16 protein-coding genes are annotated in these 18,358 nt (G+C 68.9%); 5 read left to right on the forward strand and 11 right to left on the reverse strand.

Translation table 11 applies throughout. The features are described 5' to 3' along the window. Nucleotide 1 precedes the first annotated feature (1 nt). Entirely contained in the window at nt 2-607 is a 606-nt protein-coding gene (locus NMI01S_RS14750; RefSeq protein ID WP_062997625.1) for a TetR/AcrR family transcriptional regulator, read from the reverse strand. A 166-nt stretch (nt 608-773) separates the two neighbouring features. Between NMI01S_RS14750 and NMI01S_RS14755 the strand changes: the two genes are divergently transcribed. The 3 genes from NMI01S_RS14755 (at nt 774) to NMI01S_RS34135 (ending at nt 5,088) form a co-directional block, all read left to right on the forward strand. Further along, nucleotides 774-1,913, forward strand: coding sequence for an LLM class flavin-dependent oxidoreductase (locus NMI01S_RS14755; RefSeq protein WP_062997627.1), 1,140 nt, complete (start codon nt 774-776; stop codon nt 1,911-1,913). Nucleotides 1,914-1,979: 66 nt separating this feature from the next. Next, complete coding sequence (locus NMI01S_RS14760; RefSeq protein WP_062997629.1) at nt 1,980-2,663, forward strand: FMN reductase; 684 nt, start codon at nt 1,980-1,982, stop codon at nt 2,661-2,663. Between the two features lie 7 nt (nt 2,664-2,670). After that, nucleotides 2,671-5,088 carry a thiamine pyrophosphate-dependent enzyme gene (locus tag NMI01S_RS34135; RefSeq protein WP_084512978.1) on the forward strand — a complete coding sequence of 806 codons (2,418 nt, stop codon included), beginning with the start codon at nt 2,671-2,673 and terminating at the stop codon, nt 5,086-5,088. A gap of 54 nt (nt 5,089-5,142) precedes the next feature. Here the strand turns inward: NMI01S_RS34135 and NMI01S_RS14770 are convergent, their stop codons facing one another. Beyond that, the gene (locus tag NMI01S_RS14770) at nt 5,143-6,318 is read right to left on the reverse strand and encodes a cytochrome P450 (RefSeq protein ID WP_062997631.1); all 1,176 of its coding nucleotides are present in this window, start codon (nt 6,316-6,318) and stop codon (nt 5,143-5,145) included. 110 nt (nt 6,319-6,428) lie between these two features. Here NMI01S_RS14770 and NMI01S_RS14775 point away from each other — a divergent pair, with 110 nt between their 5' ends. After that, nucleotides 6,429-7,271, forward strand: coding sequence for an SAM-dependent methyltransferase (locus tag NMI01S_RS14775; protein WP_062997633.1), 843 nt, complete (start codon nt 6,429-6,431; stop codon nt 7,269-7,271). A gap of 93 nt (nt 7,272-7,364) precedes the next feature. Here NMI01S_RS14775 and tpiA read toward each other — a convergent pair whose 3' ends face one another. From tpiA to NMI01S_RS14815, 8 genes are all read right to left on the reverse strand, one after another. Then, a complete protein-coding gene (tpiA, locus tag NMI01S_RS14780; protein WP_062997635.1) occupies nt 7,365-8,150 on the reverse strand; it encodes a triose-phosphate isomerase in 786 nt (261 codons plus the stop codon). 2 nt (nt 8,151-8,152) lie between these two features. After that, the gene (locus tag NMI01S_RS14785; RefSeq protein WP_062997637.1) at nt 8,153-9,373 is read right to left on the reverse strand and encodes a phosphoglycerate kinase; all 1,221 of its coding nucleotides are present in this window, start codon (nt 9,371-9,373) and stop codon (nt 8,153-8,155) included. A gap of 4 nt (nt 9,374-9,377) precedes the next feature. Next, nucleotides 9,378-10,397, reverse strand: a complete 1,020-nt coding sequence (gap, locus tag NMI01S_RS14790) for a type I glyceraldehyde-3-phosphate dehydrogenase (protein ID WP_039778925.1) — start codon at nt 10,395-10,397, stop codon at nt 9,378-9,380. A gap of 407 nt (nt 10,398-10,804) precedes the next feature. Next, nucleotides 10,805-11,788, reverse strand: a complete 984-nt coding sequence (whiA, locus tag NMI01S_RS14795) for a DNA-binding protein WhiA (RefSeq protein ID WP_036502574.1) — start codon at nt 11,786-11,788, stop codon at nt 10,805-10,807. Beyond that, nucleotides 11,779-12,867: a gluconeogenesis factor YvcK family protein gene (locus NMI01S_RS14800; RefSeq protein ID WP_062997639.1), complete on the reverse strand. Its 1,089-nt coding sequence runs from the start codon at nt 12,865-12,867 to the stop codon at nt 11,779-11,781. Before NMI01S_RS14800 ends, whiA begins: the two co-directional genes overlap by 10 nt. After that, the gene (gene rapZ / locus NMI01S_RS14805; protein ID WP_030514029.1) at nt 12,864-13,805 is read right to left on the reverse strand and encodes an RNase adapter RapZ; all 942 of its coding nucleotides are present in this window, start codon (nt 13,803-13,805) and stop codon (nt 12,864-12,866) included. The genes NMI01S_RS14800 and rapZ overlap by 4 nt, the downstream gene beginning before the upstream one ends. Before the next feature lie 104 nt (nt 13,806-13,909). Beyond that, nucleotides 13,910-16,030, reverse strand: a complete 2,121-nt coding sequence (uvrC, locus tag NMI01S_RS14810) for an excinuclease ABC subunit UvrC (RefSeq protein ID WP_062997641.1) — start codon at nt 16,028-16,030, stop codon at nt 13,910-13,912. A gap of 53 nt (nt 16,031-16,083) precedes the next feature. Continuing rightward, nucleotides 16,084-16,938 carry a LysR family transcriptional regulator gene (locus tag NMI01S_RS14815; protein ID WP_062997643.1) on the reverse strand — a complete coding sequence of 285 codons (855 nt, stop codon included), beginning with the start codon at nt 16,936-16,938 and terminating at the stop codon, nt 16,084-16,086. A 71-nt stretch (nt 16,939-17,009) separates the two neighbouring features. Between NMI01S_RS14815 and NMI01S_RS14820 the strand changes: the two genes are divergently transcribed. Continuing rightward, nucleotides 17,010-18,050 (forward strand): bile acid:sodium symporter family protein, encoded by a 1,041-nt coding sequence (locus NMI01S_RS14820; protein ID WP_084512979.1) that lies wholly within the window; start codon nt 17,010-17,012, stop codon nt 18,048-18,050. Here the strand turns inward: NMI01S_RS14820 and NMI01S_RS14825 are convergent. Further along, nucleotides 18,028-18,358: DNA glycosylase AlkZ-like family protein (locus NMI01S_RS14825; RefSeq protein ID WP_174554527.1), on the reverse strand; the 331-nt coding region annotated here is incomplete at its 5' end. The genes NMI01S_RS14820 and NMI01S_RS14825 overlap by 23 nt on opposite strands.

Below are 18,358 nucleotides of genomic sequence, written 5' to 3' on the forward strand. Positions count from 1 at the left end.
ACTACTCCTGTACGGCGGATTGTGAAGCGGTGGGGGCGGGCACGGGTGGCGGCGCGCTCAACCCGGCGATGACGAATTCGCGTAGCGTCGCCACCGAGGACGGCGCGATGTCGTAGTCCTCGGTGCTGCCGAAACGCATGATGATCAGGTCGAAGGCCAGCTGCCAGCGCCGGCGTGCCTCGCCGGAGGTCAGCTCGGGCAGCAGTTGCGACCACGACTCCATCCGGAACCACTGGTGCTGCCAGGACATCGGCCGCCGGCGCAGGATCAATCCGGCCAGCAGCCGCAGATGCAACCGGCCCATCGGGTCGGCGGCGAGGTCGACGAACGGCGCGAGCACCGCATCGACCACCGCCGGGACCGAGCTGGGCGCGGTGGCGGTGGCCGCCGCCAGCCCCTCGGCCCACAGCGGTCCGAGCCGATCCTCGATCAGCGCGGCGATCAGCGCTTCCTTGGAGCCGAAGTGGTAGTGCACGGCGGCCGGGTTGGCCCCCGCGGCCACGCAGATCGCCCGCACCGAGACGTCCTCGTAGCGTTCGGTCAGCAGTAACCGCTCCGCGGCCGCCAGCAGTTTGGCCCGGGTACCCGCCATCACCTTCTCGCCCATGCGGTTAGTGAACCACGACACAGAACAGGTTTCAATCATTGATTGAATCAGTGAGACAAGGCGCTGCACAGCGGCGGTTTTTCCGATAGTGGACATGTCAAGGAATAGCGCGGCACCTGCGCTCGTTCAGGTGATTGAACTTTTGATCAGACCTCAGGAGGCGGCCATGCAGTTCGGCATCTTCACCGTCGGCGACGTCACCGTCGATCCGACCACCGCAATCGCGCCCACCGAGGGCGAGCGCATCGACGCGATGATGCGCCTGGCCCTCAAGGCCGAGGAGGTCGGGCTGGACGTGTTCGCCACCGGCGAGCACCACAATCCCCCGTTCGTGCCGTCCTCGCCGACGACCATGCTCGGCTGGGTCGCGGCGCGCACCGAGAAACTGCGGTTGTCGACCTCGACCACCCTCATCACCACCAACGACCCGGTGAAGATCGCCGAGGACTACGCGATGCTGCAGCATCTGTCCGGCGGCCGGGTCGATCTGATGATGGGCCGCGGCAACACCGGCCCGGTCTACCCGTGGTTCGGCAAGGACATCCGCAAGGGCGTCGAGCTCGCGATCGAGAACTATCACCTGCTGCGCCGGCTGTGGCGCGAACCGGTGGTCGACTGGCAGGGTCAGTTCCGCACGCCGCTGCAGGGATTCACCGCCACTCCCGCACCGCTGGACGGCACGCCGCCGTTCGTGTGGCACGGCTCGATCCGGTCGCCGGAGATCGCCGAGCAGGCCGCCTATTACGGCGACGGCTTCTTCCACAACAACATCTTCTGGAACAAGGAGCACACCGAGGAGATGGTGCGGCTGTACCGGCAGCGGTTCGAGCACTACGGTCACGGCTCGGCCGACCAGGCGATCGTCGGCCTGGGCGGGCAGGTCTTCATGGCCGAGACCGAGGCGGCGGCCAAGAAGTTCTTCCGGCCGTACTTCGACAACGCGCCCGTCTACGGGCACGGTCCGTCGCTGGAGGACTTCACCGAGATGACGCCCCTGACCGTCGGTACTCCCGAGCAGGTCATCGAGCGCACCCTCGGCTTCGCCGATTACGCCGGCGACTACCAGCGCCAGCTGTTCCTGATCGACCACGCCGGCCTGCCGATCGACGTCGCCCTGGAACAGGTCGAGATCCTCGGCCGCGAGGTGGTGCCCGTGCTGCGCAAGGAATTCGAATTGCGCCGTCCCGCACACGTTCCCAGCGATCCGCCGACCCACGCGTCGCTGGTGGCCGCCGGTCCCGAGGCGCCGCACCATCTGGTCGAGCCGGCGCGCGAGCGGCTGCTGGCCGCCGCCGAGCAGGCCTGATTCAACCCGCGGTATTCATCCGACCGCCCGTACTCATCCACCGCATCGAACGAGGGACGAAAACCCATGTCGCACACCGTTGTCGTACTCACCGCCGGGTTGTCGCAGCCGTCGAGCACCCGTCTGCTCGCCGATCAGCTCGCCGATGCGGTGGCCTCGGCCGTCGGCGCCCGCGGTGAGGCCGTCGACCTCGAGGTCATCGAATTGCGAGATCTGGCAAGCGATCTCGCCGCCACGATGGTGTCCGGTGGTCTGCCGACCCCCGCGGTGGCGGCGGCGCGGGAGAAGGTCTCCGCGGCGGACGGTCTCATCGCCGTCACCCCGGTGTTCGCCGCGAGCTACTCCGGATTGTTCAAGATGTTCATCGACGTGCTCGACACCGAAGCGCTCAACGCCATGCCGGTGCTCGTCGCCGCCACGGCCGGAACCGCCCGGCACGCGCTGGTGCTCGAGCACGCGATGCGGCCGCTGTTCACCTATCTGCGCGCCGTCGTCGTTCCGACCGGCGTGTTCGCCGCGACCGAGGATTTCGGATCGGCCGGACTCGGCGAGCGGATCCACCGCGCCGCGGCCGAATTCGCCACCCTGGTGGTCGCGGTACCGACCGGCGTGGACGGCTTCCTCCCGGAACCGACCCGGGCTCGGCAGTCGGGCAACCACGTCGGCGAGGTGACGCCGTTCGCGAAGCTGCTCGCAGGCCACACGGGACATACCGAACATCCGGTGCGCGGGCGGTCGCAGGCGACATGATGGAGAGGTGACAGCGGGCCCGGAAGAGCTTCTCGACGAATGGTTGCGTGCGTCCCTTCGAGAGGTGCGGCCGGGACCGCGCCGCGCCGCCACCGATCCGATCGGCAGCGGCAGTCCGATCACCGTCGGGACATGTCTGGAGTTGTTCGACGCCCAGGCCACGAGCCGGCATCTGGATCTCGCGGCGCGGCGGCTCGGCCTGGCGAAGCGCGGGTACTACAGCATCGGTTCCAGCGGCCACGAGGGCAACGTGGTGCTGGCCCAGGCGTTGCGCAGCACCGATCCGGCGCTGCTGCACTACCGGTCGGGCGCGTTGTTCGTGCATCGCTGCCGTCAGGTCCCGGGGCTGGATCCGATTCGTGACGTGCTGCTGGGTGTCGTCGCGGCGGTCGCGGATCCGATCTCGGGCGGGCGGCACAAGGTGTTCGGCAGCGCGCCCGCGTCGGTGATACCGCAGACCTCCACCATCGCCTCCCATCTCCCCCGCGCGATGGGGCTGGCGTTCGCTCTCGATCGGGCGCGCCGGCTGGGCCGGGAGACACCGTGGCCGCGAGATGCGGTGGTGCTGTGCACGTTCGGGGACGCCTCGGCCAACCACTCGACCGCGACCGGTGCGATCAACGCCGCGATCCATACCGCTCACCTCGGTATTCCGATGCCGCTGCTGTTCGTCTGCGAGGACAACGGGCTCGGCATCAGCGTGCCCACTCCCCCGGACTGGGTCGAATCGGCCTTCGCGTCACGACCGGGTCTGCGGTATTTCGACGCCGACGGCTCCGATCTGCGACAGGCCCTGTCGGTGGCCTCCGCCGCGGCGGAATCCGTGCGCGCGCGGCGGCGGCCCGCCCTGTTGCGGCTGCGCACGGTGCGACTGCTCGGACACGCCGGATCCGACGTGGAGTCGGCGTATCGGCGCCCGGAGGATATCGAGGCCGACCGCCGCCGCGACCCCGTGGCCGCCACGGCCCGGCTCCTCGTCGAGATCGGCGCGGCGACCGCCGAGGAGATTCTCGCCCACTACGACGCGATCGGCGCCCGAGTGGCGGCGACGGCGGCCCGGGTGGCCGAGGAACCCCATCTGGCCTCGGCCGAGGCGATCCTGGCGCCCCTGGTATTCGGAGGTGAACGACAGCCGCTCGGCCCTCGAGCCGGCGATCCCACGCCCCCCGCTGCGGCCGCGTCTCAGCCGCAGACCGAGAGTGCGCTTCGCACAAGCGCTTTCGATACGCACACGCCCGCCGGAGCCGCGCCCACCTCCGAAGCGCGACCTCGCACCACACCCGGCGACTCCGGCTCCCGGGCTTCGACGCCGGCGGCTTCCATGCGCTGCTCGACCGACGGTCGGTCCGGTTCGGCGGGGCGCTCGCAGACAGCATCGGGACAGACAGCCGAGCCACCCGGGCCGATGACGCTCGCACAGTCGATCAATCACACTCTTGCGTCGCTGCTCGCCGACCAGCCCGATGTGCTGGTCTTCGGCGAGGACGTCGGTCGCAAGGGTGGTGTCTACGGCGTGACCAAGGGGCTGCAGCGCGAGTTCGGCGCGCGGCGAGTGTTCGACACCCTGCTCGACGAGCAGAGCGTGCTCGGCACCGCGCTGGGCGCCGGACTCGCCGGATTCGTGCCGATTCCGGAGATCCAATATCTGGCCTACGTGCACAATGCGCTGGATCAGATCCGGGGTGAGGCGGCGACCCTGTCGTACTTCTCCGCGGGCCAGTACCACAATCCGATGGTGGTGCGGATCGCCTCGTTCGCCTATCAGCGTGGCTTCGGCGGACATTTCCACAACGACAATTCCGTTGCGGCACTGCGTGATATCCCCGGAGTGGTCGTCGCCGCGCCGGCCCGGGCCGACGACGCGGCCGCGATGCTGCGGCGGTGCGTCGAGGTCGCTCGCGGCGAGGGCCGGGTATGTCTCTACCTCGAACCGATCGCCCTGTACCACACCCGCGACCTGCACCGCGCCGGTGACGGGGGCTGGCTCGCCACCCCCGCCGACGATCCGGCATCGCTCGCTCGCGCCCGAATCCACGGCGACGGTACCGATCTCACGATCGTCACCTTCGCCAACGGCGTGCCGATGAGCCTGCGGGTGGCACGACGCTTGGCGGACAACGGCATTCACGCGCGCGTGCTCGACCTGCGCTGGCTCACGCCGCTTCCCGTCGACGATCTGCTGCACCATGCCCGCGCCACCGGCGCCGTTCTCGTCGCCGACGAGACCCGTCGCAGCGGCGGGGTATCGGAATCGGTGTGCACCGCGCTGCTCGACGGCGGTTTCGACGGGCGTCTCGCCCGCGTCACCAGCGCCGACAGCTTCGTCCCGCTCGGCCCGGCCGCCGAACTGGTGCTGCTGAGCGAAGCGGCGATCGAGGACGCGGCGCATCGGTTGCTGCGACCGGGCCCACGCTCCCAGGTCTGACGCATGCGGGGCGGGTGCGCCGAAGACCGGCCGCCCCGCCCCGCACTCCAAGGCTCAGCGCAAGGTGACCGTTGTCGGCAGCGCCGCGAAACCGCGATTGTTCGAGGAGTGGATGCGCCGCAGCCCGGCCGGGTCGACGTCGTAATCGGCGATGCGGGAGGTGATCTCCCCGAGCGCGGTCCGCAACTCGAGCAGGCCCAGATTCGAGCCGAGGCAGTGATGGCGGCCGCTGCCGAAGACCAGGGCATCGGAGGTGTCGCGATCGAGATCGAAGACGTCGGGCCGGTCGAACACCTCGGGATCACGGTTCGCCGAACCGGTCAGCAACAGCATCCGCGCCCCCGCCGGAATCGTGACGCCGTGCAGTTCGACGGCTTCGGTGGTGGTGCGCAACTGCGACTGGGTCGCCGGGTCGTAACGCATCCCCTCCGCGATCCAGTCGTCGACGCGCCCCAGCGCCGCGGGCCGCTGGTCCGGATGCGCCCACCCGGCGTACCAGAGATTGCCCAGGGTGAGCATGCTCGTCTCGATGCCCGCGCCGACCAGCAGGATCAGCACACCCACGATTTCCTCGGGGGTGAGCCGGTCGTCGCCGTCGGCAGCGTCGAGCAGACCGGACAGCAGGTCGTCGGTGCGGTGCTTGCTCCGTTCGATGGTCAACTCGGTGTAGTAGCCGACCAGGGCGCCGATCGCCTGCATCGCCTCCGGCCGCAGATCGGTCGACTCCTCCTCGGTGTACATGATCTCCATGCCGAGTTTGCGCACCAGATCGCGGTCCGCGCGCGGCACGCCGACCAGTTCGGAAATCACCTCGGTCGGGTACGGGCCGGCGAAGTCGGTCATCAGGTCGAAACTGCCGCGTTCGAGCAGCGGCTCCAGCAGGTCGGTGGCGATCTCACGCAGCCGCGGCGCCAGCGCCTGCACCCGGCGCGCGGTGAACGCGCGCGTGACCAAACCGCGCAGGCGCGTGTGTTTCGGCGGATCCATCGCCACGAAGGAGAAGAACTGCTCGGCCTGCGGCCCCCAGAAGGCCGGTTCCATCCGCAGCCCGTTGGCGCTCGAGAAGCGATCCGAATCACGCAGTGCGGCAAGGACATCGGCGTAGCGCGACAGCGCCCAGAAGTCGTCTTCGCCGTTGCGGAACACCGGCGCCTGCTCGCGCAATTCCGCGTAGACCGGATACGGATCGTCGTGAATTCCGAAATCGTACGGACTGAATCGCGCTGACATCTTCGACCTCCCCAGCCGCACGGCCGGGGCCGCGCCGGTTCGCCATCCGAGCTGACAGGATGACAGTAGTCGATAATGGTTCGTCGCCGTCGACGGAAGGAAGAGGTGTCATGGAACCAGTGACCGGATCACACCGCCCGCATGCGGATCCGGTGGCGCCGCCCGGTGTCGATGTCACCACCCCGCATCCGGCCCGGCGCTACGACTACTGGCTCGGCGGCAAGGACAACTTCGAGGCCGACCGCGCCTCCGCCGAAGCGGTGGCCGAGGCCTTCCCCAGCGTGCAGATCTCCGCGCTGGAGAATCGGGCATTCCTGCACCGAGTGGTCGGTTATCTGTCGGCCGAGGTGGGCATCAGGCAATTTCTGGACCTCGGCGCGGGCCTGCCGACCGCCGGAAACGTGCACGAGATCGCGCAGGCCGCCGCGCCCGAATCCCGCATCGTCTACGTCGACAACGATCCGGTCGTCGCCCTGCACGCCCGTAGCCTGCTCGACAGCGCGCCCGAGGGGGCGACCGCGTATCTCGAAGCCGACGCGCGCGATCGCGAGCGCATCCTCACCCACCCGGACCTGCTCGCCACCTTGGATCTGTCACAACCGGTGGCTCTGATGATGCTCGCGGTGGTGCATTTCTTCACCGACGAGGATCGTCCCTACGACATGGTGCGGCAGTGGATCGACGCACTGGCGCCCGGCAGCTATCTGGTGATGTCGCACGCCACCAGCGATCACCTGTCCGAGGAGGACCTCGCCGACAGTGAACAGGCGAACAAGCGCAGCGGTATCCCGTTCCGGCTGCGCTCGACCGCCGAGTTCCGCCGATTCTTCACGGGGCTCGAACTCGTCGAACCCGGGATCGGATCGATCATCAACTGGCCCACCGAATCCCATCGTGCCCACCCGCGGCCGGAGGCGGTATCGATGCTCGGCGCGGTGGCGCGCAAACCCTGACCCGGTTCCTCCACGACGTCGGCCCCGGTTCCGCGGAGTGCGGAACCGGGGCCGAATCGTCATGTGCCGCAGGCGGTTACCCACCCGCCGCGATCAGGGCAGCGGACCGCCCGCGGCGATCGCCGACAAGGTCGCGAACTCGTCGCCCTTCAGCGAGGCACCGCCGACGAGCGCGCCGTCGATATCGGCGGCCGCGATGAGCTCGCCGACGTTCTTGGCGTTCACCGACCCGCCGTAGAGGATGCGCACACCCGCCGCGACCTCCTGGCCGGCCAGCTCCGCCAGTTCGGCGCGCAGCGCACCGCACACCTCCTGCGCGTCGGCCGGGGTGGCGACGCGACCGGTGCCGATCGCCCAGACCGGCTCGTATGCGATGACGACCTTCGCGATCTGCTCCGGCGTCAGCCCCTTGAGCGAACCCCGCAGCTGCTCCAGGTTGTACTGCACGTGGGTCTGCGCCTCGCGCACGCCCAGCCCCTCGCCGATGCAGACGATCGGGGTCATGTCGTACTGCAGCACCTTCTTGGCCTTCGCCAGCACCGTGGCGTCGTCCTCGTTGTGGTACTGCCGCCGCTCCGAGTGACCGACCACGACGTAGCTGCACGACAGCTTCGCCAGCATGGCCGCACTGATCTCACCGGTGTAGGCGCCGGATTCGTGCACCGATACGTCCTGGGCACCGAAGGTGATCCGCAGCCGGTCGCCCTCGATGAGGGTCTGGATGCTGCGGATGTCGGTGAACGGCGGGAGGACCGTGACGTCGACCTTGTCGAAGTACTTGTCCGGCAGGGCGAACGCGATCTTCTGCACCAGGGCGATGGCCTCGAGGTGGTTGAGGTTCATCTTCCAGTTGCCGGCGATCAACGGTTTGCGTGCCATGATCAGCCCTCCCCGTCCTCGAGCACGCTGATACCCGGAAGCTGTTTGCCCTCCAGGTATTCCAGCGAGGCGCCACCACCGGTGGAGATGTGGGAGAACCCGTCTTCCGGCAGGCCGAGCGTGCGCACGGCAGCGGCCGAATCGCCGCCGCCGACCACGGTGAACGCACCCTTACCGGTCGCGCTCACCAGCGCCTCGGCCACCGCGCGCGTCCCCGCGGCGAAGGCCTCGAACTCGAACACGCCCATCGGGCCGTTCCAGAACACCGTCCGAGCCTCGGTCAGCAGCGCGGCGAACCGCTTGGCCGACTCGGGCCCGATGTCCAGGCCCATCCAGCCTTCGGGAATCTCGTTGGCGGCCACCGTCTTCGACTCCGCGTCCGCGGCGAACTTGTCCGCGGCCACGATGTCCACCGGCAGGTGGATGACGTCGGCGAAACGCTCCAGCAGATCCTTGCAGGTATCGATCATCTCCTCCTGCAGCAGCGAGGAGCCGACCGAAAGACCTTGGGCGGCAAGGAAGGTGAAGCACATCCCGCCACCGATGACGAGGGTGTCGACCTTGGGGGCCAGCGCCTCGATCACGGCGAGCTTGTCCGACACCTTGGAACCGCCGAGCACGACCGCGTACGGGCGCTCGGTGTCGGTGGTGAGCTTGCGCAGGACGTCGACCTCCGCGGCGACCAGCGTGCCCGCGTAGTGCGGCAGTAGTTCGGCCACGTCGTAGACCGAGGCCTGCTTGCGATGCACCACCCCGAAGCCGTCGGAGACGAACGCGCCGTCGTCGCCGACCAGCTCCACCAGCGCCCGGGCCAGCTTCCGGCGCTGGGTGTCGTCCTTGCTGGTCTCGCGCGGATCGAAGCGGATGTTCTCCAGCAGCAGCACATCGCCGTCGGTGAGGCCCTCGGACCGCGCGAGCGCGTCCTGGCCCACCACATCACCGGCGAGCTGAACGTTGCGGCCCAGCTCCTCGCTCAGCTTCGCGGCCACCGGGGCCAGCGAGAGCTTCGGGTCGGGTTCGCCCTCGGGGCGGCCCAGGTGGGCGGTGACGACGACCTTGGCGCCGGCCTCGGCCAGCGTCTTGATCGTGGGCACCGAGGCGATGATCCGGCCCGGATCGGTGATCACGCCGTTGTCGAGAGGAACGTTGAGGTCGGAGCGCACGAGCACGCCCCGCCCCTCCACGCCCTCGGCAAGGAGATCCTGAAGGGTCTTGACTGCCATGGGTTTACAGCGACTTGCCGACGAGGCCGATCAGGTCGGCGAGGCGGTTGGAGTATCCCCACTCGTTGTCGTACCACGACACGACCTTGACCTGGTCGTCGATGACCTTGGTCAGCGGCGCGTCGTAGATCGAGGAGTGCGGGTCGGTCACGATGTCGCTGGAGACGATCGGGTCGACGTTGTACTTCAGGATGCCCTTCAGCGGGCCCTCGGCGGCGGCCTTGTAGGCGGCGTTGATCTCGTCGACACTCGCCGACTTGCGCAGCGTCGCGGTCAGGTCGGTGACCGAACCGGTCGGCACCGGCACGCGCAGCGCGTAGCCGTCCAGCTTGCCCTGCAGTTCCGGGAGCACCAGGCCGATGGCCTTGGCGGCGCCGGTGCCGGTGGGCACGATGTTCAGGGCGGCGGCGCGGGCGCGACGCAGGTCGCTGTGCGGGCCGTCCTGCAGGTTCTGGTCCTGCGTGTAGGCGTGGATCGTGGTCATCAGGCCACGCTCGATGCCGAATTCGTCGTTGAGGACCTTGGCCAGCGGGCCGAGGCAGTTGGTGGTGCACGACGCGTTGGAGATGATGTTCTGGCTGCCGTCGTACTGGCTGTCGTTGACACCCATGACCACGGTCAGATCCTCACCCTTGGCGGGCGCGGAGATGATGACCTTCTTGGCGCCGGCGGCCAGGTGTCCCTTGGCCTTGGTGGCGTCGGTGAAGATGCCGGTCGACTCGACGACCACGTCGACACCCAGATCGCCCCACGGCAGCGCGGACGGGCCCTCCTTGATGGCCAGTGCCTTGATCCGCTGGTCGCCGACCACGATGGTGTCGTCGCCGTCGAGCGAGACGTCCTGCGGCAGCCGGCCCAGGATCGAGTCGTACTTCAGCAGCGTGGCCAGGGTCGCGTTGTCGGTGAGGTCGTTGACCGCGACGATCTCGATATCGGTGGTGCCGAGCGCTTTCTGCGCCTCCACCGCCCGGAAGAAGTTACGTCCGATACGACCGAAGCCGTTGATGCCTACCCGGACAGTCACGTTATCGCTCCTCAGCTTTCAAGCGGATTCATTCCGATGCCAGACCACCCTAATGCCCGGCCATAACATCACGGACACGCCCCTGCCGCGACCTCACCGACCCGACGCTGCGCCGGTGAGCGTGTATTCGCGCCTCTCGCACCGAACCGTCGCGGCCGCGGCCGCCGGCCCAGCCCACTCGCGGCGGGGATACCCATCTGCCAGGCTTTTCCCCTGCCCCGGATCACCTGATTCGACGCCGGCGGGTTCGGTAGCGAAAGCCTATCGCACCGCGCTCACTCCCGGCGGCGTCACGATCGCGGGCTGTGGACAACCACGAACCGGTGGACGAACCATCGCTCGTGCGGCACAAGGAGTTTCGCGGAAACGGTCCCGGGCCGACATCCGCGGCCGGGGACCGTCGCCGCTCACGCGTCTTCGAGAAGTTCGGCCGTGACGGCCGATTCGGTATCGGGAATGCCCAAGTCCTTGGCGCGGCGGTCGGCCATGGACAACAGCCGGCGAATACGCCCGGCGACGGCGTCCTTGGTCATCGGCGGATCGGCCAGCTGGCCGAGTTCCTCCAGAGAGGCCTGACGGTGCTGCACGCGCAGCCGTCCCGCGGCGGCCAGATGATCGGGCACGTCCTCGCCGAGGATCTCGAGGGCACGCTCCACACGAGCCGCGGCGGCGACCGCGGCCCGCGCCGAGCGGCGCAGGTTGGCGTCGTCGAAGTTGGCGAGACGGTTCGCCGTCGCGCGGACCTCCCGTCGCATCCGGCGTTCCTCCCAGGTCAGGCGCGTGTCCTGGGCGCCCATCCGGGTCAGCAGCGCGCCGATGGCCTCCCCGTCGCGCACCACGACCCGGTCGGTGCCGCGCACCTCGCGGGCCTTGGCCGAAATACCCATCCGGCGGGCCGCGCCGACCAGGGCCAGTGCCGCCTCGGGCCCGGGGCAGCTCACCTCGAGCGCCGAGGAACGCCCAGGCTCGGTCAGCGAACCGTGAGCCAGGAAGGCGCCGCGCCAGGCCGCCTCCGAATCGCCGATGCTGCCGCCGACGACCTGGGCGGGCAGACCACGCACCGGACGGCCGCGCACATCGAGCAATCCGGTCTGGCGGGCCAGCGCCTCGCCCTCCTTGGACACGCGCACGACATATCGGGAGGTCTTGCGCAGACCACCCGCGCCCAGCACGTGCACATCCGATCCGTAGCCGTAGAGCTCGAAGATCTCGCGCCGTAGTCGCCGCGCGATCGAGCCCATATCGACCTCGGCCTCGACGATCACCCGACCGCCGACGATGTGCAGGCCACCGGCGAACCGGAGTAGGGCCGACAGTTCCGCCTTGCGTGCACTCACCTGCGAGACGGACAGACGGCTCAACTCGTCTTTCACCTCGGCTGTCATCGCCACGAGACCCGCTCCTTTCCACCCAACACGGACCGCACCTGCTGGACCGGATGCCGTCCTTCGACTCGAAGCCCTGCCAATTCCGGCCGAGGTTGGCGGATCACCTGATCCAGTGCGGCGGCTAGCTTTCCAGGGTGGTGCCGGTCCGTCCCCGCCTCGGCGACATCAGCGAAGGTTACTCGTGCACGCAGCTGTTCGGCAGCTCTTGCCACATGTTCGCGCTCCCTACCCTCGGGTACGGAGCCGGAGTCCACCACCACATGATCGACGGCGAAATCCGGTGCGTGCTGGGACAATACATGCAGATGCCGTTCGGCGGAGAATCCCGCGGTCTCTCCGGGCTCCGCCGCCAGGTTCAGGACCAGCACTTTTACCGCGCCCGTATGCATCAGCGCCTCCCGCAGATCCGGCACGAGCATGTGCGGAATGACGCTGGTGAACCAGGATCCGGGGCCCAGCACCACCACATCGGCGTGCTCGATCGCCGAGGTGGCCTCCGGGCTGGCCGGCGGGTCGGACGGGATCAGCCGGACCCTGCGCACCTTGCCCGGCGTGGTGGCCACCGCGACCTGGCCACGGATACACCGGCTCACGCGCGGGTCGGCTTCCAGCCCGGATACGTCGGCCTCGATGGTCAGCGCGGTCGGCGACATCGGCAGCACGCGACCGGTACAGCGCAGGATCGCGGCCATCTCGTCGAGCGCCGCGACCGGGTCGCCGAGCACCTCGGCCAGCCCGGCCAGCACGAGGTTGCCGACCGAATGCCCGGCCAGCGCTCCCGTGCCGCCGAAGCGATGCTGCGCCGTGCGCGCCCAGATCCCGTCGGGGTCCTCGGCCAGGGCGGCCAGCGCCATCCGCAGGTCGCCCGGCGGCAGCATGCCCAGTTCGGAACGCAGGCGGCCGGACGATCCGCCGTCGTCTGCGACGGTGACGACCGCGGTGATGCGCTCGGTGATCCGGCGGGCGGCGGTCAGCGTGGCGTAGAGACCGTGGCCGCCGCCCAGGGCGACCAGCGTGGGCTCGGTCGAATCGCCGGATTTTTCCGAAGGGGAGGTGTCATCACGATGGTCCGCGTCGGTCATTCGCGCCCCAGATCCCGGTGGACCACGCGCACGACATCGGTCGAGGCACTGTCGGGCCGGCCCAGCAGTTCACCCAGCTCCTCGGCGATCGCCACGCTGCGGTGTTTACCACCGGTACACCCCACTGCCACGGTCATATATCGCTTACCCTCCTGGCGGTAGCCGCTGGTGGTCAGGTCGACCAGATGGCGGCACGTATTCACATAGTCGTCGGCGCCGGGCCGTGACAATACGTACTCGCTGACCACGGCGTCCTGCCCGGTATGTTCCCGCAATTCCGGAATCCAATGCGGATTCGGCAGAAATCGCACGTCGAAAACCATGTCCGCATCCAGCGGCACGCCGTATTTGAATCCGAACGATTGGATCGTCACCTGCAGGGCCGCGGGCGCGCCGCCGCCGTAGGCCTCCTCCAATTTGCGGTGCAGCTGGTGGACCGACAGCGCGGTCGTGTCGATCACCAGATCGGCGGCGGTCTTGACCTTCGACAGAGCCCGGCGTTCCGCGGCGATCCCGGCGGACAGGGTGCCGTCGGCGCTCTCGCTCTGCAGCGGGTGGCGGCGGCGGGCGAAACCGAAGCGCCGGATCAGCACATCGTCGGAGGCCTCGAGGAACAACAGGCGGGTGCCGACGCCGTTGGCTCGCAGCTGATCGGTCACCCCGGACAGATCACCGGTGAAGAAGCGGCTGCGCACATCCATGACCAGCGCCAGTTTGGTGATCGGCGGATCGGCGGCGGCGCCGAGCTCGATGAGCCGGCCGATCAGTTCCGGCGGCAGATTGTCCGCGACGTACCAGCCGAGATCCTCGAGGACTCGGGCCGCGGTACCGCGCCCGGCACCGGACAGGCCGGTGACGATGACCACCTCGACCGGATGCGCATCGGGCCGCGGGCGGATGCCGGTACTCGCGTTGGGGTTCGATTCGACGCTCGTCATGTCCTATCGGGTTCCGTCCGTGGCTGCCATTCGATCATCCTGCCCGCCCCCACCGGCCGCGACCGTGCGCGCAGCGCCGGCGACACCGAGCCGTGACCGAGACGTCATTCGGAGTTGAGTGCCGCGAGCACGGCCTTGGCCGTCGCCACCCCGATACCGGGCACCTCCGTGATTTCCTCCACCGTAGCCTGCTTGAGTTTGGCCACCGAGCCGAAGTGGGTCACCAGTGCGGTGCGCCGCGCCTCACCCAGCCCCCGCACCGAATCCAGGGCCGAGGCGGTCATCCGGCGCGAACGCTTACTGCGATGGAAGGTGATGGCGAACCGGTGCGCCTCGTCGCGCACGCGCTGCAGCAGGAACAGCGATTCGCTGGTGCGCGGCATGATCACCGGGTCGGGCTCGCCCGGCACCCACACCTCCTCCAGGCGCTTGGCGAGCCCGATCACCGCGACGTCGGTGATGCCGAGTTCGTCGAGCACCTCGGCCGCCGCCGCCACCTGCGGGGCGCCGCCGTCGACGACGTACAGGTTGGGCGGATAGGAGAATTTGCGCGGGCGTCCGGTGGCCGGGTCGATTCCGGGCGGCAGATCCGCGGGCTCCGCCTCGGCGGTGGCGATCGCCGCGGCGCCGGCCCGGTGCCGCGAAGCATCGGTTCCGTCCTCGTGATGCGCCGCACCGGCCTCCGCCGTCGCCGCCGCACTCATCTCGTCCAGTTCCTTGCGCAATCGATAGAACCGGCGCCGGGTGACCTCGGCGATGCTGGCCACGTCGTCGGAGCGGCCCTCCCCCGCGGCCTCCTTGATCGTGTAGTGCCGGTATTCCGATTTGCGCGGCAACCCATCCTCGAACACCACCAGCGAGGCGACGACATCGGTGCCCTGCACGTGGCTGATGTCGACACATTCGATGCGCAGCGGCGCGCTGTCGAGATCGAGCGCGTCCTGAATGCCTTGCAGTGCGGCCGATCTCGCGGTCAGATCGCCGGCGCGCTTGAGTTTGTGCTGGGCCAGCGCCTCCTGCGCATTGCGCTGCACGGTCTCCATCAGCGCCTTCTTGTCACCGCGCTGCGGCACCCGCAGCGCCACGGCCGACCCGCGCAGCCCGGACAGCCAGCCCTGCACCTGCTCCGGATCGCCGGGTAGTTCCGGCACCAGCACCTCGCGCGGGACCGCGGTGGCGGGGGTTTCGGTATCGGTGTGCTCGGCGAAGGCGGCCTGTTCGCCGTAGAACTGGGTGACGAACTGTTCCACCAGTGCGGCCAGTTCGCTCGGCCCCCGGTCGCCCTCGTCGATCGGGGCGGCGCCCGCGGCGTCTTCGGTACCGGCCCAGTTCAGGTCCACCGCGTCGCCCGATTTGTCGACGACCCAGCCGCGCTGCCCGCGCACCCGCCCGTCGCGCACGTGGAAGATCTGTACCGCGACCTCGAGTTCGTCGGAGGCGAAGGCGATCACATCCGCGTCGGTGCCGGTGCCCAGCACGACCGCCTGCTTCTCCAGCGCACGCTTGAGAGCGGCGACATCGTCACGCAGCCGCGCGGCGGTCTCGAAGTCCAGATCCGCTGCGGCGGACTGCATTCGGCGTTCCAGCTCCCGCACCATGCGATCGGTGCGGCCGGACAGGAAGTCGCAGAAGTCCTCGGCGATGCGGCGGTGCTCGTCGGCGTCGACCCGGCCGATGCAGGGCGCCGAACATTTGTCGATGTAACCGAGCAGGCACGGACGCCCGATCTGCCTGTGGCGCTTGAACACTCCGGCCGAACACGTCCGCACGGGGAAAACCCGCAAGAGCAGATCCACCGTCTCCCGGATGGCCCACGCGTGGGCGTACGGCCCGAAATACCGGACACCTTTCTTGCGCGCCCCCCGGTAGACGAACACCCGCGGATATTCCTCGTTCATACTCACCGCGAGCATGGGGTAGGTCTTGTCGTCGCGGTAGCGCACGTTGAAGCGCGGATCGAATTCCTTGATCCAGTTGTACTCCAGCTGCAGCGCCTCGACCTCGGTGGAAACCACCGTCCACTCGACGCTCGCGGCGGTGGTCACCATCTGCCGGGTGCGCGGATGCAGCGACGACACATCGGCGAAGTAGGAATTCAGGCGGCTGCGCAGACTCTTGGCCTTGCCGACATAGATCACCTGCCCGTAGGAATCCCGGAATTTGTAGACGCCGGGTTCGACGGGAATGGTGCCCGGTGCGGGGCGATAGGTCGCGGGATCTGCCACGCCACCAGGTTAACGACCGGCACCGACAGCGGATGACGCGCGGACCGCGGTCGTCATCGGTGCATCCGGTGGGCGCCGGCGAGGATCGCGTCGCAGAGTGCCTGCTCGGGTTCGGAGAGCCGGCTGTGCCTGCGCAGCAGCACGAACTCCAGCTCGCCCAATTCCGGCAGCTTCTCGTCCTCGACCGCGAAAAGTCCTGGCGGAAGCAGGGTTTCGGCGTGCGCCACGACTCCGAGGCCAGCCAGCACGGCGGCCCGCAGCCCCAGCTGACTGTCGCTGACGCAAGCGATCCGCCAGGTCCGGCCCTCCCGCTCGAGTGCGCGCAGTGCCACGTGCCGGGTCAGGCTCGGCGGCGGATAGGTCACGACGGGCACCGGATCGACGATGTCGCCGACGCCCGAACGCCCGGCCCACACCAGCCGGTCGCGCCACAGCAGTTCCCCGTGCCGTTCGCCGGGCAGCCGCTTGGCCACCATCAGGTCCAGCTCGCCCGCCGCCATCCTCGTCTTGAGGTTCTCGCTGAGCCCCACGATCAGTTCCAGATCCACACCCGGATGTGAACGCTGGAATTCCAGCAGGACATCGGGCAGTTCGCGGGCCACCAGGTCGTCGGAGGCGCCCAGCCGGATCAGTCCGGTGAGCCGGGAATCGGAGAAGTACCGGTCGGCCTGGGCCTGTGCGTCGAGGATGCTGCGCGCGAAGCCGACCATCGCGGCCCCGTCGGCGGTCAGCGCCAGATTGCGGGTGTCACGGCGGATCAGTTCGCGGCCCGCGGCCTGCTCGAGCCGGGCGATATGCCCGCTGACCGTGGACTGACGGAGGCCGAGGATGCGGCCGGCCGCGGTGAACCCGCCGGCGCGTTCGACCGCCAGGAAGGTGCGCAACAGTTCCGGATCGAACACATTCATCACATTACTCGTTCATAGATATCGATTCCATCGACTTTGGCGATCAGTGGTGTGCGCCGTACCGTAGCGAGGTGACATTGCTGGCCAAACTCCGTATCGACGGCTTCCTGCTGGGCTTGTTCGCGGCGATGGCGATCGGCCTGATCCTGCCCGCCCGCGGCGGCGCGGCCGACGTCCTGGGGTGGGTCACCAAGGTCGCGATCGCGGTGCTGTTCCTGCTGTACGGCACCCGGCTCGAACCTCGCGAGGCGCTCGCCGGCCTGCGGCACTGGCGGCTGCACACGACGGTACTCACCGCGACCTACGTCCTGTTCCCGGTGCTCGGCCTGGCGATGCGACTACTGGTCCCCTCGGTGCTCAGCGACGAGCTCTACACGGGAATGCTGTACCTGTGCCTGCTGCCCTCGACGGTGCAGTCCTCGATCGCCTTCACCGCCATCGCGCGGGGCAATGTCGCGGCCGCGGTGGTCAGCGCGTCGGTGTCGAATCTGCTGGGCGTCTTCCTGACACCGCTGCTGGTGATGCTGCTGATGCAGACCACCGGTGACGCCACCGTCTCGCCGATGTCGATCGTGGAGATCGTGGTGCAGTTGCTGCTGCCCTTCATCGCCGGCCAGCTGCTGCGACCGAAGCTGCATCGGTTACTGGCGCACACCACCCTCACCAAGGTCGTCGATCGCGGATCGGTGTATCTGGTCGTCTACGCCGCCTTCAGCGCGGGCATGGTCGAACACGTCTGGCAGGGGCTGGCCGTGGGGCGCCTGCTGGCGGTCGTGGGCGTGGCGATCGTCCTGCTGGCGGTGGTGCTGGGCGTGACGGCGGGAGCGGCCCGCCTGCTCGGATTCGACCGGGCCGACCGCATCGTGGTGATCTTCTGCGGATCCAAGAAGAGTCTGGCCACCGGCCTGCCGATGGCGACGGTCCTGTTCGCCGGACATCCGGTGGGCCTGATCGTGTTGCCGCTCATGATCTTCCACCAGATCCAGCTGATCACCTGCGCCGCGCTGGCCGGGCGGTGGGGTCGCGCCGCGGACGAGGCCGAAGCTGCCCGCACCGCGGCCACATCCCCCGACGCGGCGGTCCCGGGCATCATCCCGGCTCCGCGAAGCTGACCTCGGCCGGCACCGAAAGCCGTTCGCGGGCAGCCACTTCGACCGCCAGGGTCGCCGCCAGATCGCCGCGGTCGCCGACCACCACGGTCTCGAGCCCCAGCCACCCGGCCATCGCCTCCAACTGCCCGGCCAGTTCGTGAGCGACGCGCGCGTGGGGCCGATCGGGTTCGGCGAAGGCCCCGAGCACCTGCAGCCGGCCGGTCGCGCGGTCCGCGCGCAGGTCCACCCGGGCGACGAGTTCACCGTCGAGCAGGAACGGAAAGACGTAATAGCCGTGTACGCGTTTGTGTTCCGGGGTGTAGATCTCG

Source organism: Nocardia mikamii NBRC 108933 (genome assembly GCF_001613505.1).
In the GTDB taxonomy this organism is placed as follows: Bacteria; Actinomycetota; Actinomycetes; order Mycobacteriales; family Mycobacteriaceae; genus Nocardia; species Nocardia mikamii.